This window comes from Pseudomonas sp. BNK-45 (assembly GCF_047456255.1).
Lineage (GTDB): Bacteria > Pseudomonadota > Gammaproteobacteria > Pseudomonadales > Pseudomonadaceae > Aquipseudomonas.
Window position 1 is genome coordinate 2,221,972 of record NZ_CP179909.1, and the last position, 22,172, is coordinate 2,244,143.

At 60.8% G+C, this 22,172-nt stretch carries 20 protein-coding genes; 10 read left to right on the forward strand and 10 right to left on the reverse strand.

Features of this window, described 5'->3' with window-relative positions; translation table 11 throughout:
- From ACMGG8_RS10395 to tadA, 3 genes are all read left to right on the forward strand, one after another.
- Positions 1 to 291, forward strand: coding sequence for a PTS transporter subunit EIIB (locus ACMGG8_RS10395; protein ID WP_060840857.1), 291 nt, complete (start codon positions 1 to 3; stop codon positions 289 to 291).
- A gap of 198 nt (positions 292 to 489) precedes the next feature.
- The gene (locus ACMGG8_RS10400; RefSeq protein WP_060840856.1) at positions 490 to 1,866 is read left to right on the forward strand and encodes a multicopper oxidase family protein; all 1,377 of its coding nucleotides are present in this window, start codon (positions 490 to 492) and stop codon (positions 1,864 to 1,866) included.
- On the forward strand, positions 1,866 to 2,354 hold the full coding sequence (tadA, locus tag ACMGG8_RS10405; RefSeq protein ID WP_047305914.1) for a tRNA adenosine(34) deaminase TadA: 489 nt from the start codon (positions 1,866 to 1,868) through the stop codon (positions 2,352 to 2,354). The genes ACMGG8_RS10400 and tadA overlap by 1 nt, the downstream gene beginning before the upstream one ends.
- Positions 2,355 to 2,497: 143 nt before the next feature.
- Here tadA and cmoB read toward each other — a convergent pair whose 3' ends face one another.
- The 5 genes from cmoB to lon form a co-directional block, all read right to left on the reverse strand.
- On the reverse strand, positions 2,498 to 3,454 hold the full coding sequence (gene cmoB / locus ACMGG8_RS10410) for a tRNA 5-methoxyuridine(34)/uridine 5-oxyacetic acid(34) synthase CmoB (protein WP_060844501.1): 957 nt from the start codon (positions 3,452 to 3,454) through the stop codon (positions 2,498 to 2,500).
- The gene (cmoA, locus tag ACMGG8_RS10415) at positions 3,451 to 4,194 is read right to left on the reverse strand and encodes a carboxy-S-adenosyl-L-methionine synthase CmoA (protein ID WP_060840854.1); all 744 of its coding nucleotides are present in this window, start codon (positions 4,192 to 4,194) and stop codon (positions 3,451 to 3,453) included. Before cmoA ends, cmoB begins: the two co-directional genes overlap by 4 nt.
- Before the next feature lie 160 nt (positions 4,195 to 4,354).
- Complete coding sequence (locus ACMGG8_RS10420; protein WP_060840853.1) at positions 4,355 to 4,990, reverse strand: lysoplasmalogenase; 636 nt, start codon at positions 4,988 to 4,990, stop codon at positions 4,355 to 4,357.
- 1 nt (position 4,991) lies between these two features.
- Positions 4,992 to 5,384 carry a protease inhibitor I42 family protein gene (locus ACMGG8_RS10425; protein WP_060840852.1) on the reverse strand — a complete coding sequence of 131 codons (393 nt, stop codon included), beginning with the start codon at positions 5,382 to 5,384 and terminating at the stop codon, positions 4,992 to 4,994.
- Between the two features lie 159 nt (positions 5,385 to 5,543).
- Positions 5,544 to 7,964, reverse strand: coding sequence for an endopeptidase La (gene lon / locus ACMGG8_RS10430; RefSeq protein WP_060840851.1), 2,421 nt, complete (start codon positions 7,962 to 7,964; stop codon positions 5,544 to 5,546).
- Positions 7,965 to 8,365: 401 nt separating this feature from the next.
- On the opposite strand from lon, the gene ACMGG8_RS10435 reads away from it, so the two are divergent.
- Complete coding sequence (locus tag ACMGG8_RS10435) at positions 8,366 to 10,708, forward strand: putative bifunctional diguanylate cyclase/phosphodiesterase (protein WP_414159552.1); 2,343 nt, start codon at positions 8,366 to 8,368, stop codon at positions 10,706 to 10,708.
- 40 nt (positions 10,709 to 10,748) lie between these two features.
- Here the strand turns inward: ACMGG8_RS10435 and ACMGG8_RS10440 are convergent, their stop codons facing one another.
- Positions 10,749 to 11,180 carry a HEAT repeat domain-containing protein gene (locus ACMGG8_RS10440; RefSeq protein WP_060840849.1) on the reverse strand — a complete coding sequence of 144 codons (432 nt, stop codon included), beginning with the start codon at positions 11,178 to 11,180 and terminating at the stop codon, positions 10,749 to 10,751.
- A gap of 206 nt (positions 11,181 to 11,386) precedes the next feature.
- Complete coding sequence (locus ACMGG8_RS10445) at positions 11,387 to 12,004, reverse strand: LuxR C-terminal-related transcriptional regulator (RefSeq protein ID WP_060840848.1); 618 nt, start codon at positions 12,002 to 12,004, stop codon at positions 11,387 to 11,389.
- Positions 12,005 to 12,150: 146 nt separating this feature from the next.
- Between ACMGG8_RS10445 and ACMGG8_RS10450 the strand changes: the two genes are divergently transcribed.
- Positions 12,151 to 13,809 (forward strand): hybrid sensor histidine kinase/response regulator, encoded by a 1,659-nt coding sequence (locus ACMGG8_RS10450; RefSeq protein ID WP_060840847.1) that lies wholly within the window; start codon positions 12,151 to 12,153, stop codon positions 13,807 to 13,809.
- Here the strand turns inward: ACMGG8_RS10450 and ACMGG8_RS10455 are convergent.
- The 3 genes from ACMGG8_RS10455 to ACMGG8_RS10465 all read right to left on the reverse strand — a co-directional run bounded on the left by ACMGG8_RS10455 (position 13,787) and on the right by ACMGG8_RS10465 (position 15,384).
- The gene (locus ACMGG8_RS10455) at positions 13,787 to 14,434 is read right to left on the reverse strand and encodes a carboxypeptidase-like regulatory domain-containing protein (RefSeq protein WP_414159553.1); all 648 of its coding nucleotides are present in this window, start codon (positions 14,432 to 14,434) and stop codon (positions 13,787 to 13,789) included. The genes ACMGG8_RS10450 and ACMGG8_RS10455 overlap by 23 nt on opposite strands.
- Positions 14,435 to 14,540: 106 nt before the next feature.
- Positions 14,541 to 14,834, reverse strand: a complete 294-nt coding sequence (locus tag ACMGG8_RS10460; protein ID WP_047305906.1) for a hypothetical protein — start codon at positions 14,832 to 14,834, stop codon at positions 14,541 to 14,543.
- 229 nt (positions 14,835 to 15,063) lie between these two features.
- Entirely contained in the window at positions 15,064 to 15,384 is a 321-nt protein-coding gene (locus tag ACMGG8_RS10465) for a hypothetical protein (protein WP_016964166.1), read from the reverse strand.
- Between the two features lie 574 nt (positions 15,385 to 15,958).
- On the opposite strand from ACMGG8_RS10465, the gene tssI reads away from it, so the two are divergent.
- The 5 genes from tssI (at position 15,959) to ACMGG8_RS10490 (ending at position 22,171) form a co-directional block, all read left to right on the forward strand.
- On the forward strand, positions 15,959 to 17,989 hold the full coding sequence (gene tssI, locus ACMGG8_RS10470) for a type VI secretion system tip protein TssI/VgrG (RefSeq protein WP_414159554.1): 2,031 nt from the start codon (positions 15,959 to 15,961) through the stop codon (positions 17,987 to 17,989).
- A gap of 46 nt (positions 17,990 to 18,035) precedes the next feature.
- Positions 18,036 to 20,264 (forward strand): hypothetical protein, encoded by a 2,229-nt coding sequence (locus ACMGG8_RS10475; protein WP_414159555.1) that lies wholly within the window; start codon positions 18,036 to 18,038, stop codon positions 20,262 to 20,264.
- Between the two features lie 4 nt (positions 20,265 to 20,268).
- The gene (locus ACMGG8_RS10480) at positions 20,269 to 20,715 is read left to right on the forward strand and encodes an XAC2610-related protein (protein WP_129406397.1); all 447 of its coding nucleotides are present in this window, start codon (positions 20,269 to 20,271) and stop codon (positions 20,713 to 20,715) included.
- A gap of 254 nt (positions 20,716 to 20,969) precedes the next feature.
- Positions 20,970 to 21,434 (forward strand): hypothetical protein, encoded by a 465-nt coding sequence (locus ACMGG8_RS10485; RefSeq protein WP_129406398.1) that lies wholly within the window; start codon positions 20,970 to 20,972, stop codon positions 21,432 to 21,434.
- Positions 21,431 to 22,171: a hypothetical protein gene (locus ACMGG8_RS10490; RefSeq protein ID WP_129406399.1), complete on the forward strand. Its 741-nt coding sequence runs from the start codon at positions 21,431 to 21,433 to the stop codon at positions 22,169 to 22,171. The genes ACMGG8_RS10485 and ACMGG8_RS10490 overlap by 4 nt, the downstream gene beginning before the upstream one ends.
- Position 22,172: the final 1 nt, after the last annotated feature.

Below are 22,172 nucleotides of genomic sequence, written 5' to 3' on the forward strand. Positions count from 1 at the left end.
ATGTTCGAGAAATTGCAACGGGCGTTCTGGAAGGCCCTGACTCCAGACCTGATCCCTGATCAGCCGAAGGCCCCCCAGGCCAAGGGCAGTGTTCTGAGTGACGCGATGCTGGCGGCACTGGGTGGTAGCGCCAACATCAAGAGCCAACAACCATTGGCCCTGACCCGCCTGCGCCTGGAACTGCATGATCCGCAGTTGCTGGACAGCAGCGCCCTGCGAGTGGCGGGGGTGCCGGCAGTGATGCCCCTGGCCGGTGGTGTGGTGCATCTGCTGTTGGGATTGCAGGGCTGAGGGGCTTGTTCGCCGGCAAGCCGGCTCCTACAAGAGCAACGGGCTTGCCAGGGAGCAGGCTCCCGAAAACACCCATCGTTTCCCCGTCCCGCCTGCGTCCGGTCGCCGCGCCGGCCTTACTGTTTCTCAACTGCGGGTGTATCGTATTCGCCTTTTGCGGGCCTGGGCCCGCCGCGGATACGTGAGGTAGTTGAGTCCATGTCCTTTACCCGTCGACAAATACTCGGTGGTCTGGCCGGTCTGGTAGTGGTGGGCGTGGGAGCGGGCGGCGCCTCGCGTTACTGGCTGGGGAAAATGGCCGACGCCGAAGCGGGCCACGACTACGAGCTGATCGCCGCGCCGCTGGATGTGGAACTGGTGCCGGGGCACAAGACCGAGGCCTGGGCTTTCGGCCCATCGGCACCGGGCACCGAGCTGCGGGTGCGCCAGGGCGAGTGGCTGCGGGTGCGCTTCATCAACCACCTGCCCGTGGCCACCACCATCCACTGGCATGGCATCCGCCTGCCCCTGGAAATGGACGGCGTGCCTTACGTCTCGCAACTGCCGGTGCTGCCGGGGGAATACTTCGACTACAAGTTCCGCGTGCCGGATGCCGGCAGCTACTGGTATCACCCCCACGTCAACAGCAGCGAGGAACTGGGTCGCGGCCTGGTGGGCCCGCTGATCGTCGAGGAGCGCGAGCCTACTGGCTTCCAGTACGAACGCACCCTGAGCCTGAAAAGCTGGCACGTGGATGAAGAGGGCGCATTCACGCCTTTCAGCGTCCCGCGGGAAGCGGCGCGGGGCGGCACCGCCGGGCGCCTGTCCACCATCAACGGCGTGTCCCAGGCGGTGATCGACCTGCCGGCGGGGCAGATCACCCGGGTGCGCCTGCTCAACCTCGACAACACCCTGACCTATCGCATCAACATTCCCGACGTCGAAGCGCAGATCTACGCACTGGATGGCAACCCCATCGAGCCGCGTCCGTTGGGCAAGGAATACTGGCTGGGCCCGGGCATGCGCATCTGCCTGGCGATCAAGGCGCCGGCGGCGGGGCAGGAACTGTCCCTGCGCAACGGGCCGGTGCGCCTGGGCACCTTGCGTTCGGTGGCCAACAGCGATGCGCCGACCCAGTGGCCGCCAGCCCTGCCGGCCAACCCGGTGGCCGAGCCGGATCTCGACAATGCCGAGAAGCTCAACTTCAATTTCGAGTGGGTTGGCTCGGTCTCGGTGAACGTGGACAATGGCCAGCCGCCGAGCCTGTGGCAGATCAACGGCCAGGCCTGGGACATCACCGACAAGACCTGCGCCGATCGGCCGATTGCCACGCTGAAAAAGGGCAAGAGCTACATTTTCGAATTGAAGAACATGACTCAGTACCAACACCCGATCCACTTGCACGGCATGAGCTTCAAGGTCATCGCCTCGAACCGCAAGAAGATCACTCCCTACTTCACCGACACCTACCTGCTGGGCAAGAACGAGCGTGCCCGCGTGGCGCTGGTGGCGGATAACCCTGGGGTCTGGATGTTCCACTGCCACGTGATCGACCACATGGAAACCGGCCTGATGGCCGCCATCGAGGTGGCGTGATGCGCCAGATACGCCCGGCGCCGATCATCGACCGCAGCCGCGACCAGGACTTCATGCGCGAAGCCCTGGCCCTGGCCGCCCAGGGCGCGGCCCTGGGAGAAGTGCCGGTGGGCGCGGTGCTGGTGCTGGATGGCCAGATCATCGGCCGCGGCTACAACTGCCCGATCAGCGGCAGCGACCCCAGCGCCCACGCCGAGATGGTGGCGATCCGCGCGGCGGCCCAGGCGGTGAGCAACTATCGCCTGCCCGGCAGCACCCTGTACGTAACCCTGGAACCTTGCAGCATGTGCGCCGGCTTGATCGTCCACTCGCGCATTGCCCGCGTGGTGTACGGCGCTCTGGAACCCAAGGCCGGCATCGTGCAGAGCCAGGGCCAGTTCTTCACCCAGGGGTTTCTCAATCATCGGGTGCTGTACGAGGGCGGGGTGCTGGCCGAAGAGTGCGGCACGGTGTTGAGCGAATTCTTCAAGGCGCGCCGGGCGCGCTGAGCGCAAACCGGTTCGCGGCGTACACCAAACCGTAGGAGCCGGCTTGCCGGCGAAGAGGCCCTTGAGCCTTGCGCCGCTCTGGCGGGCGCCTTCGCTGGCAAGCGGAACGCCGCCCGGCCAGCTCCTACAGGGGGAAGGCGGGGTTATTTTCTGGCGACAATCACCGCGCGCATCGGCGCCGGCAGGCCTTCGATGGTCTTGCTGTGATCGTTGGGGTCGAGGAAGTCGCTCAGGGACTGGTACTTCATCCACTCGGTGCCGCGCTGCTCCTCGACGCTGGTCACGCTGACATCCACGCAGCGCACATCGCTGAACCCGGCGCGCCGCAGCCACAGCTCCAGGGCCGGCACCGAGGGCAGGAACCACACGTTGCGCATCTGCGCATAACGGTCTTCCGGCACCAGCACCTGATGCTGATCGCCTTCCACCACCAGGGTTTCCAGCACCAGTTCGCCACCCTTGACCAGGCAGTCCTTGAGCGCCAGCAGATGCTCGATGGGCGAACGCCGGTGGTAGAACACCCCCATGGAAAACACCGTGTCGAAACCTTCCAGGTTGGCCGGCAGGTCTTCGAAAGGAAACGGCAAGTGCCACACCGCAGGCTGCGACAGGTAGCGCTGCACCGCCTGGAACTGGCAGAAGAACAGCCAGTTGGGGTCCACGCCGATCACGCTGTGGGCGCCGGCGCCGAGCATGCGCCACATGTAGTAGCCATTGCCGCAGCCGACGTCGAGGATGCGTTTGCCTTCAAGGTTCAGGTGCGGGGCGACCCGTGACCATTTCCAGTCCGAGCGCCATTCGGTGTCCACGTGCACGCCGAACAGGTCGAACGGCCCCTTGCGCCAGGGTGATAGGCCCATCAGCGCGCTGCGCATCTGCGCCCGGGTGGCGTCGTCGCAGTCGGTGTCCAGGCGCAGGCCGTTGACCAGGTCGACTTCGCTGGGCTGGATGTTCGGCAATGCGTCCAGGGCACTCTGCCAGCGCTCCAGGTCGCCATGGCCCTTTTCCATCTTGGCATCGAGCTGGGCTTGCAGACCGGCGGCCCAGGCGGCCAGGGGCGTGCCCGCCAGGCGGCGGGCGAGGGGGGACAGATCAATCATGGCAGGGCAATCAACGAGGCAAAGTTAAGACACTGGAACCACGGCACGACTTTCGAGAACCCGGCGGCCAGCAGGCGTTCGCGGTGTTCTTCGAGGCTGTCGGGCTTCATGACGTTTTCGATGGCGCTGCGCTTCTGGGCAATTTCCAGTTCGCTGTAGCCGTTGGCGCGTTTGAAGGCGATGTGCAGGTCGGTGAGCAGGGCGTGTTCCTCGGCGTCGTTGAAGCGCAGCTTCTCCGAGAGGATCAGCGCGCCGCCGGGCAGCAACGACTGGCGGATGCGCCCGAGCAGGGCCAGGCGTTGCTCGGGGGCGATGAACTGCAGGGTGAAGTTCAGCGCCACCACCGAGGCCGGCTGGAACTCCAGGGCCAGGATGTCGCCTTCGACCACCTGCACCGGCAGCAGCTCCTGGAACATCGAATCCTGGCCGTTGAGGTATTCCCGGCAGCGCTCGACCATGGCCGCCGAGTTGTCCACGGCGATCACCCGGCAACCGTCCGTGCGCACATGGCGGCGCAGGGCCTGGGTCACCGCGCCCAGGGACGCCCCCAGGTCGTAGAGCACGCTGTTGGGCTGGGCGAACTGCGCCGCCAGCACCCCGAGGTTCTCGACAATGGTCGGGTAACCCGGTACCGAGCGCTTGATCATGTCCGGGAACACCCGCACCACATCCTCGTTGAAGGCGAAGTCGGGCACCTGGGCCAGGGGCTGGGCGAATAGGCGGTCGGGTTCTTTGCTCACGGCATTTCCAGCGATGGAGATAAAAAAGAGGGCGGCATTGTAGCGGCTGCCGCAGGCTGCGATAAGGCCCGCAGGGCCTTCAGCAGAGCAAGGTGTGGCCCTTGTCGCCGGCCAGCCGGCTCCTACAGCGAGTAGGGACCGGCTTGCCGGCGCAGGCTGATCAGCGCGGCTTCTGGCTGAACGCCGAAGCGGCGATGCCCCACTGGCCCAGCCAGTAGAAAATGATGATCAGGTAGGGCGCGGCATCGAAGGCCAGCACGAACCGGCTGATACCGATCAGGCTGTCGGAGAAGGCAAAGCTCAGGGCCCCCGCGGCCGCCAGCGCCGCCGAGCGTTTGGGCACCGCTGAGCCGAGGCGTGCCAGGGCGCGCCAGAGCATGGCGCTGATGGTCAGGGCGTAGACGATCACCGGGATCAGCAGCGGGCCCAGGCCGTGGGCGATCAGAATGCTCAACAGCCCCGCGCCGATGGCCAGTGCCACCGCCAGCGGCAGCAGCGCCGGGCGCCGGCAATCGCTGAGGTAAGCCTTGAGGTAGGCCAGGTGGGCCACCAGGAAGGCCCCGAGGCCGAACACGAACAGGTCCGAAGGCCAGGCCAGCAGCACGTCACCCAGCACCGAGAACAGCAGGCCGAGGATGATCCAGCGGCGGTAGTCCCCGGACGGCGCATCATGCAGCCAGCCCAGCAGGGCCAGCACCGGCAGCGGCTTGACCAGCAGGCAGAGCAGCGTGGCATGCACGCTGACCCCGTAGATGAAAGTGGCGGCGCCCATCAGCGCGAGGATCAGCCAGCCCATGTCAGTTGACCGTGATCGAGCAGTCGAAGGCTTTCACCGGGGCCTCTTCCGGGGCCCAGGGTTGCTGGTAGGTCAGCAACAGCCGGCCCTGGCCCGTGGCGAAGGCCTGGAAGCGCCAGGTCGACTGCCCGCCGCTGCCCACCAGGCCGGTGTCCTCGGGGTTGCTGTAGACCTCGGGGCTGACCTTGCGCAGGATGCCGCCGGCCGAATCCTGGATCGCCCAGCGATAGCCGGTGGTGGGGTTGCTCGGCAGGGTCAGGGTCAGGGTTTGCCCGTTGTGCAGTTGCAGTGGGCATTGGTTCTGGTTTTCCACGCTGACGTTTTGCTTGGGCTGGCTGGCGCAAGCGCTCAGCAGGGCGAGACTGAACAAGGCAAGAAGGCGGTGTGCAGGCATGGGTCAGGAAGCTCCGATCATTCGTGACGAACGGCGAGCATAACTGAAGATGATGGGCGGTGTGGGGCAGGGATGGAGGTTGGCGCTTATGGCCTGTTCGCCGGCAAGCCGGCTCCTACAAGGGACAACCCGTAGGAGCCGGCGTGCCGGCGAAGGGATTTAGAACAGGACCTTGGCCACGTCGGCAAAACGCTTGGCGAAGTGCACGGTGAGGCCTTCCTTGAGGTAGTCCGGCAACTCCTCGAAATGCCCGCGGTTGGGCTCCGGCAGGATCAGCTCGTGGATCTTCTGGCGCCGCGCGGCAATGACTTTTTCACGGACCCCGCCAATCGGCAGCACGTGCCCGGTGAGGGTCAGTTCGCCAGTCATGGCCACGCCCTTTTTCGGCGGCTGGTTGCGCGCCAGGGACAGCAGGGCGCTGGCCATGGTCACCCCGGCGCTCGGGCCATCCTTGGGCGTGGCGCCTTCCGGTACGTGCAGGTGGACGAAGGCTTCGTCGAAGAACTTGCTGTCGCCGCCGAACTGCTTGAGGTGCGAGCTGACGTAGCTGTAGGCGATTTCCGCCGACTCCTTCATCACGTCCCCCAATTGCCCGGTGAGCTTGAAACCGCGGTTGTGGGTGTGGATCCGCGTGGCCTCGATCGGCAGGGTGGCGCCGCCCATGCTGGTCCAGGCCAGGCCGGTGATGACCCCGGTGCCGCTCAGGACCTGCTCGTTGCGGAACACCGGCATGCCCAGGGAGGCTTCCAGGTCCTTGGGGCCGATCTTGATCGTGGCGTCCGGCTGGTCAAGCAGTTTGACCACCGCCTTGCGCACCAGCTTGCCCAGCTGTTTCTCCAGCTGGCGCACCCCGGCTTCCCGGGCGTAGCCGTCGATCACCGTGCGCAGGGCGCTGTCGCTGATGCTCAGGCTGGTCTTGGCCACGCCGGCCTTTTCCAGCTGCTTGGGCCACAGGTGGCGCTTGGCGATGGCGAGTTTTTCTTCGGTGATGTAGCCCGACAGGCGAATCACTTCCATACGGTCGAGCAGCGGGCCGGGAATCGAATCCAGGGTGTTGGCGGTGCACACGAACAGCACCTTGGACAGGTCCATGCGCAGGTCCAGGTAATGGTCGAGGAAGTCGACGTTCTGCTCCGGATCGAGGGTTTCGAGGAGCGCCGAGGCCGGGTCGCCCTGGTAGCTCTGGCCCATCTTGTCGATCTCGTCGAGCATGATCACCGGGTTCATCACCTCCACTTCCTTGAGGGCCTGCACCAGCTTGCCCGGCTGGGCGCCGATGTAGGTGCGGCGGTGGCCCTTGATCTCGGCTTCGTCGCGCATGCCGCCGACACTGAAGCGATAGAACGGCCGCCCCAGGGATTCGGCAATGGACTTGCCGACGCTGGTCTTGCCCACACCCGGCGGACCCACCAGCAGCACGATGGAGCCGCTGATCTCGCCCTTGTAGGCACCCACCGCGAGGAATTCGAGAATGCGGTTCTTGATGTCGTCGAGGCCGGCATGGTGCTGGTCCAGCACTTTGCGCGCGTGCTTGAGGTCGAGCTTGTCCTCGCCGTAGACGCCCCAGGGTACGGCGGTGGCCCATTCCAGGTAGTTGCGGGTCACGGCGTATTCCGGCGAGCCGGTTTCGAGGATCGACAGCTTGTTCATTTCCTCGGCGATGCGTTTCTGCGCCTGGGCCGGCAGCACCTTGCCGCTCAGCCGCTGCTCGAACTGCTCCAGGTCGGCGCTGCGGTCGTCCTTGGTCAGCCCCAGCTCCTGCTGGATCACTTTGAGCTGTTCCTTGAGGAAGAACTCACGCTGGTGCTCGCCGATCTTGCGATTGACCTCGGCGGAAATCTCCTTCTGCAGGCGCGCCACTTCGACTTCCTTGCGCAGCATCGGCAGGACTTTTTCCATGCGCTTGAGCATGGGCACGCAGTCCAGCACCTCCTGCAACTCGTTGCCGGTGGCAGAGGTCAGGGCGGCGGCGAAGTCGGTCAGGGGCGACGGGTCGTTGGGACTGAAACGGTTGAGGTAGTTCTTCAGCTCTTCGCTGTACAGCGGATTGAGCGGCAGCAGCTCCTTGATCGCATTGATCAGCGCCATGCCGTAGGCCTTGACCTCATCGGTGGGTTCGCTGGGCTGGTGCGGGTATTCGACTTCCACCAGGTACGGTGGCCGATGGTGCTTGAGCCAGGTGCGGATGCGGACCCGGGTCAGGCCCTGGGCGACAAATTGCAGCTTGCCGTTCTCGCGGCTGGCGTGATGGACCTTGACCAGGGTGCCGTACTCCGGCAGTGCCGACGTATTGAAATGCCGCGGATCCTCGGCAGGCGTGTCCATGTAGAACAGGGCCAGGGAGTGGTGCTCGGACTGGCTCACCAGTTCCAGGGTTTCGGCCCAGGGTTCGTCGTTGACGATCACCGGCAGCACTTGGGCCGGGAAGAACGGCCGATTGTGGATCGGGATGATGTAGACCTTGTCCGGCAGGCTCTGTCCGGGCAGGGCCAGGCCGGTGCCGTGGGCACTCGATTGTTCGGTATTTTCCGGATCGACGTAGTCGCGGGGATCTTCGGGGAATTCTTGCTGGTCGCTCATGGAGGCTCCTGCGCGATGGGCTATGCAGGTTAGATGGGGCAGGTCATGACGGGTTTCAATGGGAAACAGGTTTCAGCTTTTTTCCGGCCGGGGAAAACCCCGCCGAAGGCCTCGTTCAGCCGTACCGAGGAGGAACCGATGGCGCACTTGCACACTCTGACGGAGATTGATTGTCAATAAAATGACTGTGTAATCACCGATTTTATTGCGTGATCTTCTGCAATTTGAGGATTAATCTGAACGGCCGGAATGCCGGGGCGATACTGGCATTTATTTGACGCACGCATTCAGCTTTTCAGAGGGATGGGTATGAAGAATGGACTTTTCAGTGCTCGGCGGTCGTCGTCCGCAGCGCCAGGTTTCCGGCCCGAGGGGCGATCAAATCTGCTGGGCACGACCTTATGAGGTGGCGCCGAACCTTTCAGGCAAGGATTGTCGGGGTGCTGGCGCTGTTGCTGTTGGTGCTGATCGGCGCGGTGTATTTCGCAGTCAAGACCGCGACCACCCAAGCGGTGGAAAAGCAGGCGCAGCAGCAATTGAAAATCGGCACCCGAGTCTTCGAGCGTCTGTTGGATCTGCGGGGGCGCACTCTGCAATACGGGGTCGACTGGCTGGTGGTGGACTCGGAGTTCCGCCGGGCCGTGCTCAGTGGCAAACCGGTGGATATTCTTGCGGCACTGGCCCAGCACCGGGGCGGTATCCGTTCCAGCGAGATGTTCGTGCTCAGTCCCGAAGGCCGGGTCATCGCCAGTACCTTGCCGGCGGTGGCCCGGGACCGGCCCTTTCCCTATGACCAGGCCCTGCGCCGAGCCTGGCGCCACGACACCCACATGCTGTTCGTCGCGATCCAAGGCCGCCCCTACCTGTTGGTGCAAGGGCAAGTGCAGGCTTCGTCGCCCCTGGCCCGGGTGGTCATGGGGTTTCCCATGGACGAGCTGTTCGCCCGGGAGCTGCGCTCCATGAGCAACCTGGAAGTTTCGTTCCTGACCGTCGACGCCCAACGCCCCGGCGAGCTGTTCAGCACCCAGCCCGAATTCTTCTGGTCACCCATCATCAACGCCCTGGGCGATCCGCTGTGGCAGTCCCTGCCGCCGTTGAGCGAAGCCCATGGCCAGCGCTTTCTCAACCAGGCCCTGCAACTGGCCAATACCGGTGACCCCGGCGATCCGCGGGTCATGGTCCTGCTGCAAAGCCCCCTGGAGCAGGCCCTGCAGGCCTTCGCGCCACTGGATCGGGAATTTTTGTGGATCGCCCTGGTGGCCCTGGTGATTTCCCTGGTCTGTGCGCTGTTGATGGCCCGGCGGGTTTCGCGGCCCCTGGAAGACCTGGCCGAAGCGGCCCGGCGCATCGGCGCCGGCAATTATCAGGCGGCGGTGGCCATCAAGCGCAGCGATGAATTCGGGGTCCTGGCCGATGCCTTTAACGCCATGCAAAGCGCCATTGCCACCCGTGAGCGGCAACTGGCCCACAATGCCCTGCACGATCCCCTCACCGGTCTGCCCAATCGGACCCTGGCCATCGAACGCCTGGGCCAGGCCATCGCCGCCCGGCGCAAGGTGGTGCTGCTGTACCTGGGCATCGACAATTACCGGGCGATCCATGAGGGCTTCGGCAGTGAAGGGCTGGAGCTGATGATGGGCGAGCTCAGCCGACGGCTGCGGGAAGTGCTGGCCCAGGGCGATACGGCCGCGCGGATCAACGCCAGCGAATTTTTGCTGCTACTGGAGAACACCGAACTCGATGGCGCCATTGCCGTGGCCGATCGCCTCCACGAGCTGTTGAGCCGGCCGCAACTGATCCATGGCGACGAGGTTCGGCGGCAGATCTGCATGGGCATGGCGGTGTACCCCGCCGACGGCCAGTCCGCCGAGGAATTGATCAGCCGCGCGGCCATCGCGCGCCACGACGCCTCGCTCAATCCCGGCTACCTGCAGGTCTATCAGCAGGACCGTGACCTGGCCCATCAGCGGCAGATCAGCCTGATCCGCGATTTGCGCCGTGCCGCGGCCGAAGGCGAGCTGTTCCTGCTGTATCAGCCCAAGCTCGATCGGCACCGGGATGATTGGCACCAGGCCGAAGCCCTGCTGCGTTGGCAGCATCCGGTGTTCGGCGTGGTGTCGCCGGCGGAGTTCATTCCCCTGGCCGAGCGGACCGGCAGCATGCACAGCCTGACGTCCTGGGTCATCGAAGCCTGCATCGGCCAACTGGCCGAGTGGAACCGCCGGGCCTTGCCGGTGCGCCTGTCGTTGAACATTTCTGCCAGTGACCTGGAGGACGACGGCCTGGAGGTCCGGGTCCGCGAATGCCTGGAGCGCTACCAGGTGGCGGCCGAGCAACTGGTCTTCGAAATCACCGAGAGCGCCATCATGCGCAATCCGCAGCAGGCCCTGGCCGTGCTGCAGCGCTTGCGTGGCTGCGGCATCAGCCTGTCGGTGGACGATTTCGGCACCGGCTATTCATCCCTGGCGCAGTTGCAGCGTCTGCCGGTGCAGGAGTTGAAGATCGACCAGTCCTTTATCCGCAACCTGAACGAAACCAGCGGTGATGCGGTGATCGTGCGCTCGACCATTGAAATGAGCCACAAGCTGGGGCTCAAGGTGGTGGCCGAAGGGGTGGAGTTCGAGCATTGCCTGAGGCTGTTGGAAAGCTGGGGCTGCGACACGCTGCAGGGTTACCTGATCAGCCGGCCCCTGGCCACCGAGGCCTTCGAGCGCTGGGTGTCGAGGTCGCGGGTGTCCAGCTGAGGGCGTTGGATGCCGGCCGCGGCCGGCATCCGGGGAGGGATCAGAGGCGGGCCGATTCGGCCTTGTTCAGCAGGCTGTGCAGCTCCGGTTCGATGTCTTCGGCGCAGAGGTTGTCCATGACCTCCTGGATGCAGGGCGCGTAGCGCTGTTCGATGGCGGCTTCGGCCCAGTCCAGCTCATAGATCGCCATGATCCGTACATCCAGGTAGGGCGAGTCTGCCAGCAGACGTTTCAACAGGGCGATGGCCGGTGGGGTGCGCAACTCGCCCAGGGACACCGCGCAGCGTTGCTGCCAGTATTCGGGCCGTGACAGCAGCGTCTCGCCGAGTCGTTGCCATTGCGTCGGGGTAAAGGCGCCCAGCACGCCCTTGGCCACCTGCTCGGTGGTGTATTCGTTCCAGTTGGCGGCTTCCGAGTCGCCGAACCAGTGCTGTAACCGGTCAAACAATTCATCACGTTTATCCGTATTCATGATGTCTTTCTCCTGCTTAGGGCGGCGGCGCCAGCACGCTGTTCCTGGCCTGCCACCCAATGCCATGGTGTTTATTCAGGCGTGCCAGGACCGATGCTGCCTGATTTGCGCAGGGCTTCCCAGCATTAAAGGGACTACCGGGACCAATGGCCGCGGTCGCCGCCGGGCAGCGCTTGGCCCGCCGCAGCCCCTGCCCAGGTCGCGGTTTACCAGGCGCCGGCGAATTTCACCGCGGCCGCGGCGCGCGAGGGCACCTTGAGGGTGTGCAGCAGGGACGACACATGGATGCGCACGGTGAACGGCGAGATCTCCAGTTCCCGGGCGATTTCCTTGTTGGTCTTGCCCTGGGCAATCAGCCGCAGGACTTCCTGTTGCCGGGTGGTCAGCTGGCTCACTTCGGCACCGGCATCCAGGGGCAGCAGCAGGCCGGAAGGCGCGTACTTGACCACCACTTCGCCTTCGCGGATGGCCTGGATCGCCTGGCCGATTTCCTCCGGGCTGATGCTCTTGCCGATGAAACCGTCGGCCCCGGCGGCCATGACCTCGCCGATCAGGTCCTGGTTGTCGACCATCGACACCACGATGATCGAGGTCCGCGGCAGTTGGCGGCGCAGGTCGGCAATCAGGCTCACCGAGGTCAGGCCGGGAAAGCGCAGGTCGAGAATCAGCGAGTCCGGCTCCTCGCCGGCCTGGGCCAGGGCCAGCACCGCGGCCAGGTCGCCGGCCTCTTCGAGCACGGCGTCGGGCAGCAGGCGCTGGAGGGTGCGCAGCATGCCTTCGCGAAACAGCGGGTGGTCGTCGGCGACGATAATCCGGCAGGTCATGTCGTGAAACTCCTTGAAACATCCAGTCCTGCGCCCATGCTAACTTGACGCGCGGCGTTATAACGGGCCGCTGGTCGTGTTCGAAACGCGGTTTGGCCGAGCGGCAAAAGACCACGGCCACACAGATTGCACAAGGAGGTGATCGCATGAACGTTGAGAAGGACAGCGAACTCGACCAGGCCACCCTGCGGATTATCGTGTCCGGTTGCGCCCTGGTCTGGTTTGCCGTGATCGGCTTTCTGCCGGGGCAGCAGGTCGACCCTTATGTGCCGGTGATGATCTACATTGCCCTGTTCATGCTGGGTTCGATCATCCTGCGCATGGCCATCGCCCGCTGGCCCGGGCACTACCCGGCGCGGCGCATCCTGGGCATGGTCTACGACTACACCGGCACCTGTTACGGCCTGGTGGTGGGCGGCGAGGGGGCGCTGCCGATCTACGCGGTGATGGTCTGGGTCAACCTGGGCAATGGCATGCGTTTCGGTTCGCGCTACCTGGCGATCGCCACGGTGCTGGCGCAGGTCGCGCTGTTCATGGTCTACCTGCTGACCCCCTATTGGCAGGCCCAGCCCTACATGGTGCTGATGCTGATGATCACCAGCACGGTGATTCCGGTGTACGCCCATATCCTGCTCAAGCGCACCCGCCTGGCGTCCGAAGAGGCGATTGCCGCCAACCTGGAAAAGTCCCGCTTCCTGGCCCAGGCCAGCCATGATCTGCGCCAGCCGATCCACTCCATCGGTCTGTTCACCGCCTGCCTGCGCGAAGCCAACCTGGGGATGGATGAGCGGCGGCTGGTGGACAACATCGACCGTTCGCTGCTCAACGTTTCGCAGCTGTTCCGTTCGATCCTCGACCTCTACACCCTGGACAACGGGCGGGTGCAGCCCAAGTACGACACCGTGCACCTGGGCGAGCTGCTGCGCGACCTGGTACGCCAGAACACCGAAGCCGCGCGCTGGGCCGGTGTCGAGCTGCGGTTGCGGCCTTGCGCCCATTGGGTGCGAGTCGATCCGGGGTTGTTGGCGACCATGGTGCAGAACGTGCTGTCCAACTGCTTCAAGTACGCCGCCGAACGGCCGGTGCTGATTGGCGTGCGCCGGCGCGGCGCAGGCCTGGCCATTGTCATTTATGACCAGGGCCGGGGGATTGCCGAGGAACATCTGCCGAAAATCTTCGATGAGTTCTACCGGGTCCGCCAATTGCGCGACAAGGACGTCGAAGGCGTCGGCCTGGGTCTGTCCATCGTCAAGCGCCTGGGGCAGTTGACCGGCCTGCAGGTGACGCTCCGCTCGCGGGTCGATCACGGCACCACGGTCAGCCTGCATGGCTTGTCACCGGCCGCGCCACAGCGCTTGCACGGCCGTGACGAGGCGCTGCAGAGCGGCTTGCTGACCGGGTTGCGGGTCTGTCTGGTGGAAGATGACCGCAACGTCCTGCTGGCCACCTCGGCGCTGCTGGAACGCTGGGGTTGCGTGGTCCAGGCCGAGTCGAGCGGGGAAGATTTGCTGACCGACTGCGACATCATCGTCGCCGACTACGACCTGGGCACCCGGGCCTCGGGCATCGAATGCATCGACAGCATCCGCCGACAGCGCGGCTGGGAGGTGCCGGCGCTGATCATCACCGGGCACGACATCGAGAAAATCCACGCGGCCCTGCACGACCGCAACATCGCCATCCTCTCCAAGCCGGTGCGCCCGGTGGAACTGCGGGGCACCTTGCGCGCCCTGCGCGAAACGCCGCTGGCGTCGGCCCGCAGCGCTTCGGCGACAGAGGTGGTTACCAGGTCCGGCACGGGATAAGCAGGGGGTAGTTGGTCATGGTCAGCTTCTTGTTCTCGCCGCTGGCCACTTCGACGAAGTCATCCAGCATCCCTGAGTACGAAGAGATCGAACTGCGCTCGGTGTAGTAGTGGGTGGTCACCGGGCCGTAGTTGGTGTTGCTCTGGCCGGTGCCCACGTACTCGTTCCAGCGACTGGTGCCGTACACCATGTCCTGGCCCTGGACGAAGTAGCGGCCCGGTTGCAGCCCGGTGAACTGGAAGATGCCGTTGCCGTCGGTACGGGTCACCCGGTGCACGGCCAGGGCCTCGGGGACCATGCTCACCGGGGCGCCTTCGGGCTGGGACGCGCGCAACTTATGCCAGGCCTGCAAGTGCGGGGTGGCCGGGTAGAGATAGATCTTGACGTCGCGGCTGTCCTCGATGCCATCGTTGCCGACGATGCAGAACTTACCGGTGAGCGTGGCGCTGCCGGGCTGCAGGGCGGCGCGCGCGGCCTGGGTGTCGAAGGGCACGTCGGGGTACTGCACGCTGGGAATCTTTACCGGCGGGTATTCGGCCAGGGTTCGCCCTTGGCGCGGCGCACAGGCCATCAGGGTACAGGCGAGCAGGGCCAGGCCTGTCGCCATGAAGAGACGGGATTTCATCAACTTGGGACCTTTTCAGGAGGGAGCGGTGCTCGCCCGACGCTGTCCCGCTGCTACACCGGGGCAGCCCGTCGTGGCGAACCAGGTTGGCCTTGGGGCTAGCGCTTTATTGCTTGCTGCACTCGGCCGGCAGCGCTACCGCTCCGCCCATGGTGGCGAAGGCGACCATGCCGCCGCTGGGCAATACGCAGTTGTATTCGCCGGCGCTGGTACTGGCGGTGAAGTAGGTCTGGGACGCGTCGCTGCGCACGTTGGAAACCGTGGAAACCGGCTTGCCGAGGGTGATCTGCGCGCGGTTCTTGAGGTCGTCGTTGCTCGGTTTGGCGATGGCGCAACCGCCCAGGGCAAGGGCCAGGGCGCTGAGCAGGGCGAGGGGACGAAGGCTGGACTGGAGTTTCATGATGGCTCTTCCTTGGTGTTGTTGTGTTTTCAACGGCGCAGCCGCTCCCGACACCGCAGAACGGCGGTGTTGGGGGAGATCGGGTGGTTGCCCGGCACTATATCCCCGGGCTGGGGGAGGGTCGATTAGCACAAATGGGCTAATGTCGCTTTGCAATTACGGGGCGCTGGGGGAGGCGCACAGGGCCGTCGGATGGGACCGGCGAGGTGTTGCCGGTCCCGGATCAAGCTCAGGTGAGCAGTTGTTCCTGCAGGCGCCGGCCGAGCACGTCCAGCAGGTCGCAGCCGTCGCGCAGGGGGATGACGCAGAGTTGGGCGAAGTCCTGGAGCAGGGCCGGGTTGCTCTGCAGGTTGTCGTGACTGGCGATGTTTTCCAGCAACTGGGTGGCTGCGCGGATGCGGTGGGCGGCGGCCTCGTGGAGCGCGTCCAGCGGGGCCTGGGTGTCCACCAGCAGGGCGGGGATGTTGTAGTCGTTGCTGGTGAGGGGCATGTAGTGCTCCACGGTTTTATCCACTGTGTTGGTGGGTGGATCAGGTGTGATTTTCTTCATTGGTCTGCTTCCTAACGTATGAGTCGGAGTCGCCAAGAATCACTTCCACGTAATTAGGTGGCGGCTGTACGCAGGTGTGGAAGACCGGGACGTTAGGCACCCGGCGCACTCAAGAGCGCCCCGCGCACAGCCACCATAAAGTGCAGGCTGCAAACATGCCTGACGGTTGCTGGTGCTTTGCGCGCCTAACGATATAGGGGCTTCCACACCCCTGTCACTGAATTTGCAATGACCCCCAGACCTTAAGGGCTGAACCTTTGAGGAACAAGGTGATGCGATTCGACGCGTGTTGTAAGACTTTTCGGTGACCGCGATTTGAGGGGCAGGGTGTGCCGAGGGCTCCCACCGATCAGCCGCCACATGAGCATTCGCAACTTTCCTTCCAGCACCCTCAGCACCCGGATGGCGGTGAGATAAATGAGGTCATGGAACGGGCTGATCGGTCGGTATTTCAGACATTTCCTACAAAGGTGACGAGTTGCAACTTGCTAAGTTACTGCGCGTCTGCAGCGAGGCCTCGGCCCCGCAGCGCTTCGGCTAATGGAATCAGCCGCAACACGTCAAGGAGCGACCCATGTTCAGCCCGGCCGACCAGACCCACTTCAGCCTGGACATCCAAGGCATCCAGCACGACTTCCAGGTGCTCGCCTTCCAGGGCACCGAAGCCATCAGCCAGCCGTTTCGCTTCGATCTGCAACTGGTCAGCGAACGCCCCTGGATCGACATTGAAGCCCTGCTGCACCAACCGGCCTTTCTCTCCTTCGATCCCCAGGGCCATGGCATCCATGGCCTGATCCAGCGCATCGCCCAGGGCGACGCCGGCCAGCGCCTGAGCCGCTACAGCCTGTCGCTGCTGCCGCACCTGGATTACCTGCGCCACCGCAGCAACCAGCGGATTTTCCAGCAGCTTTCGGCGCCGCAGATCATCGCCCAGATCCTTGAAGAGCACGGCATTCTCGGCGATGCCTACCAGTTCCAGATCCAGCAGCCCTGCCCCGAGCGCAACTACTGCGTGCAGTACGACGAGAGCGACCTGCACTTCATCCAGCGCCTGTGCGAAGAAGAAGGCCTGCATTACCACTTCCAGCACAGCCGCGAGGCGCATTTGCTGGTGTTCAGCGACAACCAGAGCGTGTTCCGCACGCTCGGCCGGCCCACCGCCTATGTGCGCGGCAGCGGGCTGGTGGCCGATGAGCCGGTGATCAAGGGCTTTAACGTGCGCCTGGAAACCCGCACCTGTCGTGTCACCCGGCGCGACTACGACTTCGAAAAGCCGCGCCTGCAAATGGAGGCTGCCTACAAGCCCGACGCCAAGACCCAGGAACCGGACCTGGAGGACTACGACTACCCCGGGCGCTTCACCGATCGCCAGCGTGGCAAGTTCCTCAGCCAGCGCGCCCTGGAACGCCACCGCGCCGACTACCGCCAGGCTGAGGGCTGGGGCGATGAGCCGCGACTGGTCAGCGGGCATTTTCTTGAACTGACCGATCACCCGCGCCAGGCGTGGAACGACCTGTGGCTGCTGACCCGGGTGACTCACGAAGGCAAGCAACCCCAGGTGCTGGAGGAATCGATCACCAGCGATACCGAGACCGCAGACGGCTTCCAGCAGGGCTACCGCAACCGCTTCCTCGCCACCCCCTGGGATGTGTTCTTTCGCCCCGCGCTGGACCATCCGAAACCCCGGGTCCTGGGCAGCCAGACCGCAGTGGTTACCGGCCCGCCCGGAGAGGAAATCCACACCGATCAATATGGCCGGGTCAAGGTGCAGTTCCACTGGGACCGCGAAGGCCAGGGCGACGACCGGACCAGTTGCTGGCTGCGGGTCGCCTCCAGCTGGGCCGGCGACCGCTACGGCGCCCTCGCCATCCCCCGCGTCGGCATGGAAGTGCTGGTGGACTTTCTCGAAGGCGACCCCGACCAGCCGCTGATCAGCGGTTGCCTGTACCACCAGGAACACCCGACGCCCTACGAACTGCCGGCCAACAAGACCCGCAGCACCTTCAAGACCCTGAGTTCGCCAGGCGGCGGCGGTTTCAACGAAGTGCGCCTCGAAGACAGAAAAGGCGCCGAACAGATCTTCGTCCACGCCCAGCGCGACTGGGATGAAAACATCCGGCACGACCAGAAAATTCGCGTTGGCCACGAGCGTCACGACACGGTTGAAGGCAACAGCTACAGCGAGCTCAAGGCCGAGGAACACCGCACCACTCACGGCGAACGCAAAACCGAAATCCGCGCCGACGACCACCTGAACGTGGCGCACGACCAGCACATCCAGCTGGGCACCGCACAACTGCTCCAGGCCCGCCGCGAGATTCACCTGCAAGCGGGGCAGAAGATGGTGATCGAAGCGGCCAGTGAACTGACGGTGCAAGCCGGGGGCAGCTTTATCAAGCTCGACGCCAGCGGCGTCAGCGTGAGTGGGGCGTTGCTCAAGGTGAATGCGGGAGGTGCGGCGGGGCAAGGCAGCGGCGTCGGTATTGAGCCGCCGATGCTACCCGGTGTGGCGGACAAGGATAAGGCCGGGAGCTTGATGGAGAAGGCCTTGGTGAATCCCAAGCAGAAAACCAAACCTGAAGAAGATTATCCGTTCTCGCTGTAACGCTCGTTTTCATGGATATGCCGATTGATGGATATGGAGTCCGACTATGTTGATCAGCCCGCCTTTTCTCCCGTTAGCCGCCCCAAACGAAAGCGATGAGGACTTTATCAATCGGGCGATGAACAGTACTGAAGGAGCCTTTCCTCTCGGTCAGAACATGGTCTGGCACGGTGGTATCCATCTCACGGCACCGAGGGAAGGGAACACTCACCTGCCCGTTCGCGCCATCGCCGATGGAACCGTGGCTTATGTTCGTCAACCTACGGCAACCAACACCGATACCAGCCATCCTTTGAATTATCGAAATGGCTGGACCGATGACGGCTGCCTGATTCTGAAACACGAAACGGATATAGGCGAAGGCGCCCACGCCAACGTTGTTTTTTATTCAATCTACATGCACTTATCCGTTATTAAATCCGTCGATATCGCAATTGATATGCCTATTTATCGGAAGGACGAATTAGGTACGGCGGGCAGGATTTATGGTGCTCCCCATAAAATACACTTTGAAGTCATCTGCTCTCAGGAGCAACTTGGCCATTTTCTAGGCAGGAGTACCGGGCGCCTGACCACCACCAGGAATGGGCGAACTGATAGTTGCTGGGGCGATGTTCACTTCTATATTCCTCCAGAAATACTGTTCTATGCCGCCCGCCCGACCAACCCAACAAGCGCAACTAATAAATCGGCCATTGTTCACCGGCATATCGATGCGTATTTTGTTTCCATGAAATATGAACAAGGACAGTGCACATTAACCACTTTCAATGAATCCGGCACTCGACTGGGAGAATGGCAGGAAACGCAAGATTACGAATACAACCTCTATACGACTGCCAAAGCGTTGTATCCCCGCTCACCGAGTGCGGGTTATGAATTATTGCGATTTGGCAGGATATTGGGTCCAGATCTACTACAGCCCCATGATGCGGCGCACTGGCGACAAGTAGCCTATCCGGCGAGCGGCGCCCATCCGGCAGGCGTCGGCTGGGTCAACCTGAAAAGTCCTACAGTTACTGTCTATAGCGACGCCGACTTTCCCCATTGGCAGGGTTGGAAGTTGATTGACGATGACACCGATGGTGATGGTCGTTGCCAGTCTGAACAGGTTATGGAATTACTGGGCATTTCCGAGATTCCAGTGACGCCACAACAGCGTACTGCCTATAGTGCGATGATCAACACACCTGAAAACCAGAAAAAACTTAAACGACTGATTTGTAAATTTCCCAGCGAATGGGAAAGAGCCAATTTCTTCAACAGGTACAACTGGTTGAGTGAAGGTAATGAGCCTATTATTTCCGCGCAGGCTCAAGAAAAATTGAAGTTGCACTATGAGGCGTTGGCTTTTTGGGAAAATATGGATCTGAAAGATGTTAATTCAGAGCACTGGCATTTCCCACCAAAGGAGTTTATTCGGGTTTTTAGAAAGTGTGGATGGCTGAGTTTGGTTGAAGTTGGAGGTACGTTTCCCAAGCACATGTTTTATACCGCGAGCGGAAATCCAAGAACTTCCATAAATACAAGTGGCCAGACATATACCACAAATAGAAGAAGTGCGGAAAATAGAGTGTCAAGCCATATAGAGGATCTAAATAAAGCCATAAGAAAATATTTGGGTGCAGACAGGAAGAGAATTTCTATATTTTTAGCGCAAGTACTTCTTGAAACGGCACAGTGGAGAAATATCGGTGGAAGTAAGCGCTTAATGCATGAGTGGGGTTTTGGTCGGTATTCTGTGCTAAACCCCGCAACTGAATTTTATAGCGTGTTCTACGGAAGAGGGATAATGCAGTTGACTTGGGCTAAAAACTACAAAGCTTATGGAGAGTACCGAGGTTTTAGAAATCATGTAGGCGCATATACTGAAAGGATTTCGAATATCCCTCCACGCCTGACTAACGTTTCAATGCACTACTCAGCACATCCGGATGATGGGGGGATTGCTTTTGTCTGGGCTCCAAGATTTGATCCAGATATAGTTGCAGAGAGCAAATATAATGCGTGTGACTCGGGCGGTTTTTACTGGGTGTCTAAAGTCTTCTCTGGTGGAATGAATATAAACAGAGTTTCAGACAGGTTGTACTCGGCTAATAATATAGGACTGATCAATCGTCTAGTTAACGGCGGCGGCAACGGATATTACGAGAGACAGGCCTATACTGCCTATATGCTTCGAAAGCTTACAGACAGTATTGCTGAAACCCAAACAATAATCATATCTCCTACAGGGAAGGCTACTATCCATGCAGATATGCAGCCTGCGGAGTAGTCAGATGAATGTTAAAAAAGCAATTTTGGCGGCGCTAGTAACCTTTGTTTGCGTGTCTATTCAAGCGCAATCGCTAAGATTCAACCCCGACAAAGAAAGCGAAGTAAAGCTTTCGTGGGACGGATTAAGCTTGAATATAGATGTGAAGAGTAATGGGAATCACAAGGTAAGCGACTTTGCTTTTGAAACAGATAAGAAGCTACATATAGCGCTTGATGATTTCAATTTTGACGGAGTGGGGGATTTTGCTGTTTGGCATACTGATGATGGGATGGGTACTTACAGGATCTTTAGAGTGTTTATTTATGACGTTAAAACAATAGCCTTCACAGAGATCTTTCCAAGTTGTGGTGATGAATTTATCAATCTCGTGACTGATAAAAAAAACAGAAGTCTAAACAGTACCTACTATGAGGATAATATCCCAAAGCAGTGCGTTACTAGCTTCTGATGAAAGTGGCCAACTGCTAACCAGAATCACAAGTTTCTTTTAGTACACCTGTCCGAATGGCATGTTTTTTTGCCAATGCCACTCAAGAGACACAAGGGTATCAAACAAGTCATGAGGATAGCCCATAATGGTACAGTTCTTGACGCTGTATAGACTTCCTGCATTTAACCCATATTGGAAACTATATTGAATATTGGAGATTCAAGGGGGGCATCGACAATCAGATTTCACAAGCTTTAATGAGCAGGTTGGTCATGACCAATAATAATCGCCCTATTGCTCAGGGGGGATTCATGTATGATCCGATAAACTCTTTGAACGATATATCTACGGGCATCCCTCAAGAGATCATTGTAAAACGAGAGGCTGTAAAGGCATCGTTTGATACCACCAACAGCGCCGACGCATATGGGTTATGGTCTGGGTCAGCCAAACAGGCAGATGGATACTATGCGGCGCCTTTCAGTACATTAAGGGCTGTCACGACAAACCTTCAGACGAAACACTATTACGAAAATTCCGCGTTTGGAAATGTTGCCGCAACAATTAATACTGGATCACCATCATCAAATTTTTCGTCTATATGGGGAATCCAGGCACGATTCATGGCATTTGCAAATGCACAGGTTGTTTTAATGGATAGACTGCAATTTCCAATGTCCGCCAATAGCCTATCCATGGTTCCACTGGATTATGTTCGCAGGAGTATTGAGTGGTGAATATCATAAAATGGATGTTGGGCTTGGCAAAAGCGCAACTATGCTTACTGCTGATCTTTTCTTTTGCCGCTGTTGGTGGCGAAACCATCAAGTTAGGCAATGGTATCAGGGAAAGCATATATGCCACTGGGAAAAGCACAGTAGAAATTCACCAGAGCCATTGTCTATACAGCATGCTGCTGCTCAAGGGGCAACGCTTAAGGTTTAATACGCCAGACGTTGTATTTCTTGAGTCAAAATCAAATGAAAAAATCAAAGATTGGCCATATTTATCACAGGCCGAAACAAGCTTTGGATACAGTTGGAGTTTTAAGAAAAAATCTGGGCTGAACTCGAAATGGTTTGGTTTGATGTGTGACAATGCAAAATACTTTGATTTTGAGCCGGCATTCGAAAATCAGCTAAGCAGTGACAGCCCTGAACTGCAGCAAATCAAAAATGATAATGCATTTAAATGCCCGGGGGCGCTGAGCGAGGCAGGGTGGAGGCCAACAGAAAAAGCCGGAGCCGCCAATAGTTATGTATTTGAAGAAATAAAAAATGAAAATTTGAGCGGCTTCATTGTTGGATACAAAAACAAAGACACACCTACATTTGGTCGAGTAACGTTTTGCCTGATTAAAGGCGAAAGTGTTTTACTCGGCAGTGCTGAGAATGCCCCAGAGCCACTATCGATAAGTGCGAAAACTTTCAGTGAATTAAAGAGGGTGGCGTCAGGTATTGTATTTTTAAATTAAG